Below are 15,171 nucleotides of genomic sequence, written 5' to 3'. Positions count from 1 at the left end.
GGTTGGATGCCCTTTTCTCAACTTAGTTTTACATACTAAGTTCGGTAGACCCGATTATTACAGATATTAAAACGACCTTATAATAAAAAAAAAGGAGATTATAATCTTGCTAAAAAGCGAATCAATATTTTAAATGATTTTATTGCATCTCATCAATGGGAATCTCTTTGCTATGAAGCTAGAGAAAGATCGGAAAAATTGCTTTGCGATCGTCCAAGTTTTAGCAAACATTGTCAACGGTGTTTCTTATCTGCACAAAACAAACTTGATAACCAATACTATCAACTTGAATATCGACTTTTTAAATTTTCAGATAATGAAGATGATATCCAGAAACAGCTTACTTTTGAAAAAGAACTAAATCGAGCAATTTTAGCTGGAATTTATCATCCTAGAGTTCATCCAGATTCTGTGGGTTTTCTGATTGTTTCAGGGAGATATCCTCGTAAAATATATACAGAGGAGGATAAGTGATGACTGATTCATTTTTAAAAATTAGACAGATTATTGAAAGTGGAAAGATTGGTGACGCTTTTCTTCGTGAAGATCGATTAACTAATGCACAAAGACGTTTTCTACAAGCCTTAACAGCAGAAGTAGATAGCAAATATTTTGCAGGCGATCGCGATATCGTTTGTTTAATTCGTCAGATTTTATTACAGGAAGAGAAACAAACAATTATTAAAATACCTCGAAAGTATCCCTATCCAGAAGAACGAGAAATTTGGGAAGAAAGTGGAATTGATATTTTACGCGAAGATGATAAGTATTTTCACATACAACCTCATTTTTGGCAACCTAAATGGTTAAAATATTCTCCAAATTTTTCTCCCGATCTCGCTATTTTCTCAGAAGAATTTCGCCGTCACTACGATCCGGTAGCTGGCGATCCTTTTCTTCAGCGAGTTAACCGAGAAACTTATCGCAATTCTGGACAAAGAGATGCAGTTCGAGCAATTTTAAGTGCCCCCAAAAATGCGACTTTAGTGGTAAATTTAGCCACGGGATCGGGAAAAAGTTTAGTCTTTCAAATTCCTGTATTATTATCGTCCAAAGGACTCAGTATTGTTATAATTCCGACGACAGCATTAGCTTTAGATCAAGAACGGATACTATTAGATTTTATTTCTCATCCTACTGCTTACTATAGCGGCAATTCTGAAGAAGATTTAGCGCGACGTAGTGGAATTCGCGATCGCATTTTTCAAGGAACGCAACGTATTGTTTTTACCTCTCCCGAAGCCTTAATGAGTTCTTTGCTACCTTCTGTCTATCATACAGCAAAAGCACGGCGTTTAAACTATTTTGTTATTGATGAAGCGCATATTATCGAACAATGGGGAGATAATTTTCGTCCCGCTTTTCAAGAAGTATCGGGGTTACGAAAAGACTTGTTGCGTTACACTTCTTTTCAAACGCTTTTGCTGACTGCAACACTGACGGAAATTTGTTTGGATGTCCTTGAAAACTTATTCGGTCAACCCGGAGAATTTCAGGTTATTTCCGCACTCCAAATACGTCCAGAACCCAGCTATTGGGTTAATTTCTGTCCAGATGAGGAAACTCGAAAAGCAAGACTTTTAGAAGCCATTTATTATTTACCCCGTCCTTTAATTATTTACGCAACTCGAAAAGAAGATGTGAGAAATTGGGGACAGATTTTAACAGAAGCAGGTTTCGGGCGCTATAGTATAATAACTGGGGAGTCGACTCCTGAAGAAAGAGCAAAATTAGTGCAAAATTGGCAAAAAAATCAGATCGATATTGTCATTGCTACTTCAGCTTTTGGCATGGGAATCGATCGCAGTGATGTTCGGGCAATTATTCATACTTGTATTCCTGAAACTCTCGATCGCTTTTATCAGGAAGTAGGACGAGGAGGACGAGATGGAAAAGCCTCTCTTTCATTAATTTTATATACTAAAGACGATCTAAATATTGCTCGTTCTCTCAATGAAAAATCTTTAATTTCTTGCGAACGAGGTCTCAAACGCTGGCAAACTATGTTTCATAATAAAACAACTCTACCTGACGGTCGTTTTGTTGTTAATATCGATCATCCTCCTTCCTTATCTGAACAAGATATCGATATGAATAGTCAGGAAAATTTAAAATGGAATGTCCGAACATTGATCTTAATGAGTCAAGCTGGATTGATTGAAATTGATTGGCAAAAACCGCCAAAAAAAATATATTCTTCGTCGCAAGAAGATTACGATATTGCTTGGAAGCAATATCGCCATCACCGCGTTATCAAAATTCTCAACGAATACCATCTTGATGAGTATATCTGGGAAACACAAGTCGAATCCATACGCCAAAAACAACAGCAATTCAATCGAAATAATTTAGAATTAATGCAGGAAATTTTACGAGAAAGACAAGCTAGATGTATTACAGAAATCTTTGCAGAAACTTATGAAATTTCTGCAAGAGAATCTCCTTATCGTCGGAAAAAAGTCAATGCGTCTCTTGCTTGCGGAGGGTGTGCATTTTGTCGTCAAAATAATCGTTCCCCTTTTGCGGGTATTTTACCCAGTTCGCGATCGCCTTGGGAAACAGTAGATTATTCTTTAGGAGAACAACTGAAAAAAATAATGAGACAAGAAAAATTACTGATTATATTTTATGACTCTCCTAAAGATAATAAACTAGAAAGGATAGTAACTTGGAGCATTCAGCAAGGAGTTAAAAATTTAGTTAGCGATCGTAAACTTTATCCTACTTTTCATAAAATTAGCAATCGCATTCCCAATAGATTTGTATTTTTATTTGAGAAATATTATCCTTTTAATATGCCAAACTTACCGACTTTAATTTGGACAACTGCAAATCATTGTCCTCGACGCTATCTTTCCGTACAAACAATACCTTGTTTGTTATTATTACCAATCAATACAGTCGATCCCGATCGCAACGATCGCAAACTCATTGATATTTTTAACGGACGTAGTTTTCGCTTACAAGAATTTTGCGTGGAGGTGGGAATATGAGTGTTTTAAAGCAATCTCTAGCGACTTCCAGTCGTTTTCGAGGAATTTATCGATATTTATTGCAAGCTAAAGGTCAACGAGAAAAAGAAGATATTTTAGGAAAGAGACTCTCTCCCGATAAATTGGTGGAAAATAAACCTTCCCCTCGTCCCATGTTTGAAAATTCTTTGCGAGAAGCGATTAAATGCCGTTTATTGATTAGAGAAGAGGAGTATATTACCATTCATCCCGAACTCCCTCCAGCAGCAAGAGATAAAAAGACTGGCGATCGCTTACTTCCCAATACTCTTACAACACTCTTTTTTGCATCTGAAAATCAGGACGAATACGACTTTGGTTTAGTTTGTGCGTGGTTTTTATGTCAAGATATTTATGACCCACCGGGAACTTGGGAGAAAATCGAACAAAAAGTTGCTGAACAAAATATGGGTGAAGTTCTCAAAATGACCAGTAGCGGTTTTTTCGGAAAGTTAGATGATTGGACGGGATATTTGGGTTTATCATGGGGTCACGCTTTAGAAAGAAAAAGAGCAATCGTTCCCGATCCAACTTTATATGTTAAGCGCAACCTTGATACTTTATTTCAAGAACTCAATGAGAAGATTTTATTGACAGAATTTATCGATCGCCTCGCGATAAAATGCCCGCTTTTTGAAACCGGAAAATTTCGAGAAGAAATCGAAGATATTATCGGTCATCGTCAACCCAATCACCTTTCAACTAGCACTTCATTCGCCTTATTTCGCTTGCAAGAAGAAGGGTATATTCAACTCGAACGAGAATCCGATGCCGATCTCATGTTACTCCCTAAAAATAGCGATCGCGTTGACAATGAAGGACGAATTTCACATATTACTTATTTAGGAGGAAAAGAAATATGAGTTTTCAAAACTATGTCTGTTGGGATGTCGAACGAGTCCAGAAAATTATGAATGTGGAGGCTGTTCAACCCCCAGAATATATCTTTTTAGCCATTCATCATCCCATGAAGATGAAAAAAGGACAACTCATTCGCGAATTAATTGATGATAATGCAGGAATTGAATACAGCGAACGAGATATTTTTCAAGATTTCCTCGAACCGGAAAATTTTGCTTTTGTTCCCATCTTGGGAGAGTCGGGAACGGGAAAATCACATTTAATTCGTTGGTTATATACAGCAATCCCCGAAACAGAAAAACGTAAAGTCTTATTAATTCCTAAAATTGGAACTAATCTCAAAGATATCATTCAGATGATTCTCGAACTTACCGAACTGCAAGGAGAGAATTTTGACGAATATCGCAAGCGTTTAAATCGTGCAACTTATAGTTTAGATGAAAAAGAAGCCAGAGAGCAACTCCTCAACCAACTGGCGATCGCAGTGGGAGAGAATAAAAGACGCGATCGCAACAAATTAACCGATTTTGAAGACTATTTAATCGAAGAACTTCCCGCTTTTCTCTACGATCCCTTTTTTCGTCAATTTTGGTTACAAGAAGAAGGCATTATTCATCGTTTGGTAACGCATATTTTTGGGAACTCCGATCGCCTCGATATTGTTGAAGAACGACGAGAGTTTTCTTTAGCAGATTTACCGATAAATTTAAGCAATCTTAAAAAAGCAGGAGAACAAGCAAGAGAATTTTACAGTGGTTTACTTAGCGATGACGAACTGCAACAAGAAACGGTAAATTGGCTCAATCAACATCTCGATGAAGCGATCGCTAAAGTTTTAGATTTAGGATCGGAGGACTTATTGCGTCTCATGCGAGAAGTACGGGAAACCTTAGCCGAACAAAAACTCGAACTGATTTTATTAATTGAAGATTTTGCTAAATTACAAGGGATCGATCGCGAAGTGCTCGAAGCCGTTTTAGCACGTCCTCAAGCAAGCGGAAATAAGCCCTTATGCGCGATCCGAACGGCTTTGGCTTGTACGACCGGTTATTTTAGAAATCTCGCCGATACTGTCCACGGACGTATTTCTTTTAGCGTTAATTTAGATGTCGGTTCGGTTGGCGATCGCAATGTAATTACACAAGCAGATTTACAGCAATTTACTGCGAGATATCTTAATGCAGTTCGTTTAGAAGATCGACAACTCCAAGATTGGTTTTCTCAACAACAAGAAGGTTACAAAAATACTCAACCCGTCCCCAATTTTTGCGAGAACTGCGAACATCGTCAACCCTGTCACGCAGGTTTTGGATCGGTGAATGAAATCGGACTTTATCCTTTTACTCCTCAATCTTTACAACAGATGTTAATACGGGTAAATCCTGATAATTTTAAACCCCGTTATTTTATTCGCGATACGCTGAAATACGTCCTTGAAAACTCATCAACTGCAATCCAAAAGGGATACTTTCCGACTCCAACAATTAAGGAACATTTTGGCAAAATGCGTCTTAATGCAATAGTTCAAGATGAAATTAAACGAAAAGATCGTCAAAATGGCGATCGCCGCCAAATTTTAATCGATCTTTGGAGCAATAGTACAACACTCTGCGATTTTGCGCCAGAAATTCATACAGCTTTTAATTTACCTCCCCTCGGCGAACAAAAACATCAAGAAGCGATTACTTACTCTCCCAAAATAGAAGAAAAAATAGCCCCGAGAGTTCAAGAAAATATTGAAATTGAGGAAACTAAACTCCCTGAAAAACTAACCAAACATCTAGAGACTCTCGATAATTGGAATAATCAAGCAATTCTTCCTCAAGATACTGAAAAAGAAATCCGAGAATTTATTTATCCTACAATTTTAGAGCGAATTGACTGGGATGCGGAAATGCTCTTAAAAGGAAGTTTTGCCAGTAGCACAAAAATATTTAAACAGAAAAATATTTTAGTTTATAGCCCTAGAGTTAGAGGAAAAGGCGCACATTATAGCGGAATTATTCTCAATCTTCCCCTCAACCCCGATAACGAACGAGAATTTCGAGAAACCGCGATCGCATTCCAAGGAATTCTTCAATACAAGCATTACAAACACTGGAATTTTCCCGACGGCGATCGCTATTTTTTACTTTATGCCAAATATCTCGATCGTTGGAGTCAGAATATTCTCGAACAAATTCGCTCTTATCCTCGCATCGATCGCCAACCTTGGAATCCCGTTCCTGCAACTGTAGAATTACTCGCGATCGGCGCACAAATGTCCCAACTTTCAACCAGTTCTCTCGAAGATTTAATTAATTCATTATTTCTCGATATTGATGAGAAAGATGGTAAAAATTGTGGTAAAATATGGCGAGAATTATTGCAAATATTGAGTAAAGACCGCAAAAAACTACAAGACCTTCTCAAAAGTTATATTGGCTGTACCAAAGGAAGTGTTTCTACTTTCCAAATGATCGATATTGTGCAAATTTTACAACCTCTGAAAACTATTCGGAAACTGGGAAAACCACAAGAAGAAATTCTCGGAGAATTAAATAAAGAATATCAAGTTATTCAAAAGGTACGTCAAAAAGTAGATGAAATTTTGCTCTCGGCGATTATTGAAGAACGCGATCGCAAATTAGAAACTTATCATAGTTTAGTTGCAGAATTCGGTCAAAATGTTAAAAAAGATGACGTTATTGCTCGTATTAATGAAGCCATAGATGTATCCAGAGAAGCAGGAGTTTTTGTAGGAGTAAATATCGAAGAATTGCAAAAAATGATTAATCTATTTAAACAAACTCGCTTTCAAGGTTATCTCGATACTATGCAAAAAATTGAATCATATGGCAATGATATTGAAGGCAATCTGGCACTGTTAATTTCTGGTTTGAGTGAAAATAGCGATCGGGAAATTTCCCGAACCTCAGAATTTCTAGAGCGAGTCACCGATTTTCTCAATCGCTCTTTCAATAAAGCTCAGGAACAAATGCAAGATTTACAGTTAATTCAAACAGGAGAAAAAATAGAAGAAATTCACCAAAATATCCAAAACGATCTCGCTGAACTAGAAAAATATTTAACGGACTTAAGAGGATAAATTTATGCTTTTAGAAAAATCGACTGAACTCATTTCACTTGCTCGAGAAAAAATAAAGATCGAACAATATTCAAAACAAATCGAAGGATTTAAATCTCGCAAAAAGCAAATTGAGACAGCGAAAAATAAGATACAAACTATTCTCGAAACTGTTAGCACGTTTAGACAGAATAATATTGCTTATTTTGATGTCAATACAAAAATTGAAGAGCTTTTAAAACTCATTCAAACTACCAGAACATCTTTTGTTAAGAATCCTGAATGGATTTTAGATAACGATAATTTTAACGGCAGAACTTTGCTCTCAAAGATCGATCGCTTAATTAAGGAGATCGAGAAAAAACTCCACAAAAACTGGCAGAACTATCTCGATCGCCAAATGCCCAGCGTCAGAGCAGAACTTTTGACCACCTTATCTCGCGTTCCCGATTTTCAGGACACTATTCAAACTATTAGAAATCTGAAGAAGAGAATTCTCGAAAATAAATTTCCTCAAAATGATGTCGATTTTCAAGCGATCGCGCAACATATCTCGGAGTTAAAACAAGCATGGCAAAAACTCAATTCCGAAAATGTCCCCGATGCCGTTATTGAGTTTCTCAAGGCCGCAGCCGATCGCGGAGCCTCTCTCGATTTATTAACCCCAGAAGTACGAGAATGGCTCGAGGAACATAACTTATCCCGTTCCTTGAAAATTCGCCTCAATTAATCAAAAATAGTGCCGATAAAATAGATCGATCGCTGAAAAATACCCCTAACTGGTGACGGGGGACTGATAACTGATAAGATTGCTAATGCTGTATTGGTAAGGCGGAATGGCTGAGACTCTATTTTTCAATGCACTCCGAGACGCAACGGATGAAGAAATGGGGCGGGATGAAACCGTCCTCGTCATGGGGGAAGATGTGGGACATTATGGCGGCTCCTATAAAGTCACAAAAGATTTATGTACAAAATATGGGGACTGGCGCGTATTAGACACCCCGATCGCAGAAAATAGTTTTTGCGGCATGGCCGTCGGTGCTGCGATGACGGGGTTACGTCCCATCGTCGAAGGAATGAACATGGGGTTCTTACTTCTCGCCTTCAACCAAATTTCCAATAACGCGGGAATGTTGCGCTACACTTCCGGCGGTAACTTTAAAATCCCGATGGTCATTCGCGGACCCGGTGGAGTCGGGCGACAATTAGGCGCAGAACATTCCCAACGCCTCGAGGCTTATTTTCATGCGGTACCGGGGCTAAAAATTGTTGCCTGTTCCACCCCCTACAACGCCAAAGGACTGCTCAAAGCCGCCATTCGCGATGATAATCCCGTTCTCTTCTTTGAACACGTCCTCCTCTACAATCTCAAGGAAAATTTACCGGACTACGAATATCTCTGCGCCCTCGATAAAGCCGAAATCGTGCAACCCGGTAAAGACGTGACGATTTTGACCTACTCGCGCATGCGCCACCACTGCACCCAAGCCGTCAAAATTCTGCAAAAGCAAGGGTCGCACTACGATCCTGAAATTATTGACTTGATTTCCCTCAAGCCTTTTGATATGGAAGCGATCGCCAAATCTATTCGCAAAACCCATCGAGTGATTATCGTGGAAGAGTGCATGAAAACCGGAGGCATTGCCGCAGAATTGGCCGCCCTGATTAACGAACAACTCTTTGATGAACTCGACGCACCCATCGTGCGCCTCTCTTCTCAAGATATTCCCACCCCCTACAATGGAACCTTGGAGCATCTCACCATCGTTCAACCCCCGCAAATTGTCGAAGCCGTCCAAAAGCTCATGACCGCCCAAATCTAAACCATGCAAAAACAACGCGTTACCTTTGCCGTTATTATCGGGTTGGTGTTTGCCGCGATCGCCCTCCTGACCCAATTTCCCCTCAATCAAGGGCTAGATTTGAAAGGCGGCGCAAGGCTGACCCTACAAGTTCAACCCACTGAAGAAATTACCTCCATTTCTGCCGAAAATCTCTCGGATGCCAAACGGGTGATCGAAAACCGCGTCAATGGTTTGGGGGTGGCGGAACCTGTAGTTCAAACGGTGAACCCCGACAAAATCGTCGTGCAGCTTCCCGGGGTCAGCGATCCCCAACAAGCAGAGCGCGTTTTGGGGGAAACGGCACAATTAGAATTTCTCCGCCAAAAACAAGGTAGTGAAGGACAACTCCCCGTAGAAGTACAGTTACAACGGGTAGCACAATTAGAATTGGAAGCTCTCCAACAAGCAGAAGAACTCGACCGCGAAGCGATCGCAACGGCCAAAGAAGCCGTAGAACAAGCGAATGAGACTATTCTCGAACTGTTTGAACCGACGGGTTTAACCGGAAAATCCCTCACCAATGCTCTCGCCGGCACAAACCCCGCCAACCAATGGGAAGTCAACCTTTATTTCGATCCCGAGGGAGGTAACCAATTTGCCGAACTTACCAAAGCGATCGCCGGCACCGGACGCACCATCGGCATTTTCCTCGACGGTCGCTTGATTAGCTCTCCGACCGTGAGTGCAGAATATGCAGTAAGCGGAATTACAGGAGGACGCGCCAGTATTTCCGGTTCCTTGGACTCTCAAGAAGCCGTCGAACTCGCCATTCAATTACGCGGCGGCGCACTGCCTTTTCCCGTAGAATTGGTGGAAAATCGCACGGTGGGAGCGACCTTGGGTCGAGATAGCGTCAATCGCAGTATTGTAGCGGCGGTTTCGGGGTTGGTATTGGTCCTGATCTTTATGGTGATTTACTATCGCTTGCCCGGGGCGATCGCCAATGTTGCCCTGACGATTTATACCCTCCTCACCCTCGCCTGTTATGCCTTGATTGGTGTCACCCTGACCTTACCCGGAATTGCTGGATTTATCCTCAGTATCGGGATGGCTGTTGATGCTAACGTTCTCATTTTCGAGCGGACGCGGGAAGAATTGCGATCGGGGAAAACCCTATATCGCTCCGTAGAATCGGGCTTTTTTCGCGCTTTTTCCAGTATTTTAGATGGGAATGTCACGACGTTAATTGCCTGTTTTGCTTTGTTTTGGTTGGGATCGGGATTGGTGAAAGGCTTTGCGTTAACCTTAGCGATCGGGGTAGCAGTGAGTATGTTTACAGCCCTCACTTGCAGCCGTACCCTCATGCTGTTAGTGGTCTTGGGATTTCCCAAAGTTCGTCAAAATCCCGGTTTATTCTGCCCCAATATTCCGGAACAGTGAAGAGTAAACAGTGAAGAGTTCTAACCAACAACAAATAACCAATAACCAATAACAAAATATGCGACTGAATATTATTAAACAACGGGGGTTGTGGTGGGGAATTTCGGCGGCGGCGATCGCCATCAGCGCGATCGTCATGATATTCTCCTACAGCCAACTGGGATCCCCCATTCGTCTAGGATTGGATTTTGTTGGCGGCACCCGGTTGCAACTGTCCCTTGAATGCGTGGCTACAGAGACTTGCAGCACCGCGATCGATGTGGGAGAAGTTCGCCAAGTGTTAGGCACTCTCGGCCTAGAAAATAGCTCGATTCAAGTGGTTGAAGATTATACGCTTTCTGTTCGCACTCCCACCTTAAGCGTCGAAGATCGCACCAAACTGCAAGAGGCACTCACCCGAGAATTAGGAGATTTTGACCCGAAAACCGCACAAATCGATACCGTCGGTCCGAGCATTGGCGAAGAGTTACTATCGGGGGGAATTCGTGCTTTATTTGCTGCCTTTTTTGGTATTGTCGTTTATTTAAGTTTTCGCTTTCGCTTCGATTATGCCATTTTTGCGATCGTTGCGCTCTTCCACGATGTCTTAATTACGGCAGGAATTTTCGCCATTTTAGGCTTAGCTCTCGGTAATGAAATTGATAGTTTATTTTTAGTTTCTTTGCTGACAATTATCGGTTTTTCCGTCAATGATACTGTCGTAATTTACGATCGCATTCGCGAAACGAGTCAAATCGAGAAAGGAGAATCCTTCTCGAAAATTGTCGATGATGCGGTCAATCAAACCTTAACCCGCTCTATCAATACCACGGTCACAACGGTTTTACCCTTAGTCGCAATTTTCTTGTTTGGAGGCGAAACCCTAAAATTCTTTGCCTTAGCCTTAATTTTGGGCTTCATCTTTGGATCTTATTCCAGTATTTTTATTGCCAGTACCCTGTTAGCCTGGTGGCGAGAGCGACAGGAAGCCAAGCAACCAGAAATCGCGGCCGAGGAACGGGTTTCTGATGAAATCAAAACCGAAACGGATATCTCGGGCTCTTGAATTTTCTCAACAGAACAGCTAGACATGAGTAGCGATCGATGAATCGAGAGCCGTGGCAAAAATTAGACTCCCATTTACAAAGAAAAGTACAGCGCTTACACCGATTAATGGTTTATTTTCGTTGGTTCTCCGTTCTTTTATGTTGGTGCATTCTCGCTCCCATTTCTTTGTGGTCTTTGCGAGAAGAAATATCCTTAATCGCCGATTATTTTACTTGGTCTGCTCTCCGCTATACGTTCATCTTTAATCCCTTAGAAACTTTATTTTTAGCAATCTGTATTGGCATGACAACAGGCGTTTTAGTCTGGCAAAGTCGCAATATTCTTTGGGGAATTCCCCCGCGATATCAACAACGCTTGCAGCAGCAAGTCAGGAAAATCGAAGCCCGAGGCAGAACCCACCCTCTATGGGATTGGATTAATCAATAAATTCTCATGCTCCGAGAATATTTTACTGGAGGTTAAAATCATGGATATTCCTCAAAGTTTGTTCAAAGAATTAAAATTGTATCTCATGATGCAAACTGAAAATAATGATGCCGAGGCACAATATTTACTCTATCGTTTAGACCAACTCGATGAGCCTCAAGAGGAACGGATAGAAGCAGCAAAACTTGTCGTTCCTCCAACAGGAGAAGAATTAAAATGCTGATTCAATTTCACAAACTCATCTAATACACAATCGGTATTATTTTTTAGAGAGAGGGAACAATCATAATAGTAGAGAGGAATTTAGATATCTCTGGCAATATTAATTTTCCTTCGAGAGAAAAGATTTGGGGAACTTGTTGCGATCTTTTCCCAGTTATCACAAATTGCTAGTTTTTTCCCAGAAAAGAATATAAAAAAAGTGAAGAGTCTTGTCGCAATGGCGTTGATTTGCTATGAAGGGTAGGAAAGAAATTCTTAACTCTGAGTACCTCATGTTGAAACTTTGCGGGATTATAGCAAAATCGAGCGCGATCGCAATGTGCCTCGCCTTGTGTAGTACGGAAGGGGCGATCGCCGTCGAGATCCTCCCGCTCGACCCCATTGATGGTAACGCGATCGACACTCTAGAAACAGATCCTCTCGCAGAACTCACCTCTGTTCAGCAACTCTCCGATGTAGAGCCGACGGATTGGGCTTACGAAGCCTTAAGCGCTCTCATGGAGCGTTATGGAGTTATCGCTGGCTATCCCGATCTGACCTTTCGCGGCGATCGCTCTCTCTCGCGTTATGAATTTGCCGCAGCTCTCAATGCCGTAACTGGTCGGATTGAGGAAATTATCGCTAAGACCACAACAGATTTAGCATTACAAGAAGATATTGAAACCCTGCAACGATTACAAACAGAATTTGCAGAAGAATTTGCAGTTGTGGGGACAAAAGTTGATGCTCTAGAGAGTCGTGTTACCCAGCTCGAAGAGAATGCTTTTTCAACGACAACGAAATTTAGCGCTCAAGCATTTTTTAATGTCACTGGTATGACAGCCGGAGGTAACGTGACTGCGGAAGGAATATCCGTTCCTATAAACGGTTTTAGTACATTTCGGATTGCTGCCCGCGATCCAGTGACGAATCAACCTATCACTGAAACCGTTACCGAGTCTCCTGGAATTACTCTAGGAGAAGCTACTCTGTTTTTTATCAATACCTCTTTCACGGGTCGAGACACACTCTCTCTAAATTTGTTTCAAGCCAATAGCGATCCCCCCTCCTTTGCTTACCATTCCGCTAATTTTGCATCTGCTGGGTTTCATCTGACGGAAACCAACCCGGCTTTTCCGTTAGTGGGCAGTTTTGGGATGCTGGAAGCCTTTTATCAATTTCCTATAGGAGATTCCATCAATGTTGCAATCGGTCCAGCAGTTCGTGCAGATCGGTATTTTGATACCAATCCCTACACGAACTATATTAGTGGGGCAGGACTGTTAAGCTCTTTTATCTCGCCTCTATTTCTCGATGTTTCTCGACTTTCCGGAACTATAGTGAGCTGGAAAATTAGTCCGCAATGGCAGTTAGATGCTAGTTATCGGGTCAATAGAAACGAAGCAAGCCAAGAGGGATTCTTCAATGCTTTGGGAAAATTTGCCAATCTGACTTTTCAGTTGAACTATTCTCCCAGCAATAATGCCACGATCCGATTCGGTTACGATCGCGCTCTCATTCAAGGTTCCGACCCCGGCTCGGGTATCCCTACAAGATTGAGTAATAATTTTATAGGTGCTGCCGATGATAGCTTTGGAGGAGAATTAAAGGATACTTTTTCCCATAATTTTCTGATCAACTTTGATTGGAAACTCTCTGACTATTTTGCCCTCTTCGGACGCTATTCTTACAGTACCTATCATTTAACTCCAAGAACTGCAGGTCGCAGCGAAGGAGATGTCGAAGTCCAAGCCTTTCAACTTGGTATGGCCTTTCCCGATCTCTGGAAAGAAGGATCGCTGCTAACAGTTGATGCAGTCATTCCTTTTAATATTTTATCGGGGCGAGATTTTGTGATTTCAGGAAATGGCGATAACGGAACGCAAATCAATCTCAGTGCCAATTACTTTTTTCCCATAAACGATAATATTTCCATCATGCCAACTCTTTTTGGTGTTTTCAATGTTAATAACTTTAACAGCAATCCCTTTATCTATGGTGGGCTATTGAGGACGCAGTTCTTATTTTAAGATGTTGTTTTCTGAAGCAGGTGCTTTAGCCCCAATAGTCGCGTTAAGATAGGACGTTGAGATCTTCTATTCAAATGTTATGGATAAGCGATCGCTATTTCGCAAAACAAGTAGGGGCTGGGTTATCGGCTTGTCTGTTGCAGGGGTTCTGGCTATTGGTGCGGCCGCATTATATAGCGTCAGAACTCTACAACATTTGTCAGCTTCGACAGCAGAAGAAACAGAAGTTCCCGTACTCCCTGAAATCGAGGCCGTCACCGCATTGGGACGGATCGAACCATTAGGAGAAGTAATTCAAGTTGCCCCTTCTCCTTCTTCGGTAACGGGAGGTGCAAAAGTCGAACGCTTATTCGTCAAGGAAGGCGATCGCATTCGCGCCCAACAAATTGTTGCCCAACTCGATAGCTACGGTCGTTTGAAAGCAGCTCTCGAGAGTGCCAAAGAAGATGTTGCCGTAGCAGAAGCCAATTTAGCTGTAGTCAAAGCGGGGGCTAAGCGCGGAGAAATCGCCGCACAACAGGCAACCATTCAGCGCTTACGAGAACAATTACGCGGGGAAAGTGCGACCCAAACCGCAACGGTGTCTCGCATTGAAGCCGAGCTACGCAATGCAGAAACAGAATACAATCGCTACGAGCAATTACATCAAGATGGCGCAATTTCTACCTCAGAACGAGATACTCGATTTTTAACCCTCGCGACGACTCGAGAGCGAGTCACTGAAGCCAAAGCCAATAAAATTCGCACCGAGGCCACGTTAGAGCGGCAAATTCGCGAGGCGATCGCCACTTTGGATCGCATTGCCGAAGTGCGTCCGGTGGAGGTTCGCCAAGCAACAGCCAGTGTAAACCTAGCTAAAGCTGCCGTGAGACAAGCGCAAGAGGAGTTAGAGTTGAGTGTCGTGCGATCGCCGATCGAGGGGCAAGTTTTAGAAATTAACGCTCGGGTAGGAGAAGTGACGGGGACAGACGAGGGAATTATTGCGATCGGCAAAACCGATCGCATGGTTGTGGTGGCCGAAGTGTACGAAAGTGATATCAGTCGCGTTCGTCTCGATCTCGAGGCGGCAATTAAGAGCGAAAACGGTTCGTTTGAGGGAGAAATACGCGGGAAAGTCAGTAATATCGGTTTGCAAATTGGCAAAAGAGATGTTCTCGATACGGATCCGGCTGCCGATGTCGATGCTCGCGTGGTTGAAGTCGATATTTTACTCGACCCCGAAGACAGTCGCAAAGTCTCCGGTTTAACCAACGCGAAAGTATTTGTTGAGATTTTATTGTAATGAGACAGCCCATAACTAA

At 41.9% G+C, this 15,171-nt stretch carries 11 protein-coding genes; all 11 read left to right on the top strand.

Annotated elements, in window-relative coordinates; all coding sequences use genetic code 11:
• Nucleotides 1-473 precede the first annotated feature (473 nt).
• The 11 genes from dpdF to AC6RV6_RS09275 all read left to right on the top strand — a co-directional run bounded on the left by dpdF (nt 474) and on the right by AC6RV6_RS09275 (nt 15,152).
• Nucleotides 474-2,993: a protein DpdF gene (dpdF, locus tag AC6RV6_RS09325; RefSeq protein ID WP_500240565.1), complete on the top strand. Its 2,520-nt coding sequence runs from the start codon at nt 474-476 to the stop codon at nt 2,991-2,993.
• Nucleotides 2,990-3,874, top strand: a complete 885-nt coding sequence (gene dpdG / locus AC6RV6_RS09320) for a protein DpdG (RefSeq protein WP_500240564.1) — start codon at nt 2,990-2,992, stop codon at nt 3,872-3,874. Before dpdF ends, dpdG begins: the two co-directional genes overlap by 4 nt.
• A complete protein-coding gene (gene dpdH, locus AC6RV6_RS09315) occupies nt 3,871-6,960 on the top strand; it encodes a protein DpdH (RefSeq protein WP_500240563.1) in 3,090 nt (1,029 codons plus the stop codon). The genes dpdG and dpdH overlap by 4 nt, the downstream gene beginning before the upstream one ends.
• Nucleotides 6,961-6,964: 4 nt before the next feature.
• Nucleotides 6,965-7,669, top strand: a complete 705-nt coding sequence (locus AC6RV6_RS09310; RefSeq protein ID WP_500240562.1) for a hypothetical protein — start codon at nt 6,965-6,967, stop codon at nt 7,667-7,669.
• Between the two features lie 106 nt (nt 7,670-7,775).
• Nucleotides 7,776-8,765, top strand: a complete 990-nt coding sequence (locus AC6RV6_RS09305; protein ID WP_500240561.1) for an alpha-ketoacid dehydrogenase subunit beta — start codon at nt 7,776-7,778, stop codon at nt 8,763-8,765.
• A 3-nt stretch (nt 8,766-8,768) separates the two neighbouring features.
• A complete protein-coding gene (gene secD, locus AC6RV6_RS09300; protein WP_500240560.1) occupies nt 8,769-10,166 on the top strand; it encodes a protein translocase subunit SecD in 1,398 nt (465 codons plus the stop codon).
• A 58-nt stretch (nt 10,167-10,224) separates the two neighbouring features.
• A complete protein-coding gene (secF, locus tag AC6RV6_RS09295; protein WP_500240559.1) occupies nt 10,225-11,211 on the top strand; it encodes a protein translocase subunit SecF in 987 nt (328 codons plus the stop codon).
• Nucleotides 11,212-11,249: 38 nt separating this feature from the next.
• Nucleotides 11,250-11,639, top strand: a complete 390-nt coding sequence (locus tag AC6RV6_RS09290; RefSeq protein ID WP_500240558.1) for a hypothetical protein — start codon at nt 11,250-11,252, stop codon at nt 11,637-11,639.
• Nucleotides 11,640-11,679: 40 nt separating this feature from the next.
• Nucleotides 11,680-11,862, top strand: a complete 183-nt coding sequence (locus AC6RV6_RS09285; RefSeq protein WP_500240557.1) for a hypothetical protein — start codon at nt 11,680-11,682, stop codon at nt 11,860-11,862.
• A 271-nt stretch (nt 11,863-12,133) separates the two neighbouring features.
• Entirely contained in the window at nt 12,134-13,870 is a 1,737-nt protein-coding gene (locus tag AC6RV6_RS09280; RefSeq protein ID WP_500240556.1) for an iron uptake porin, read from the top strand.
• A 79-nt stretch (nt 13,871-13,949) separates the two neighbouring features.
• Nucleotides 13,950-15,152, top strand: a complete 1,203-nt coding sequence (locus AC6RV6_RS09275) for an ABC exporter membrane fusion protein (RefSeq protein ID WP_500240555.1) — start codon at nt 13,950-13,952, stop codon at nt 15,150-15,152.
• Nucleotides 15,153-15,171 lie beyond the last annotated feature (19 nt).

The organism is Spirulina sp. LEGE 11439, from assembly GCF_059821285.1.
Note: the sequence above shows the minus strand (reverse complement) of the source record. Positions and strands in the feature narration are given on the sequence as shown.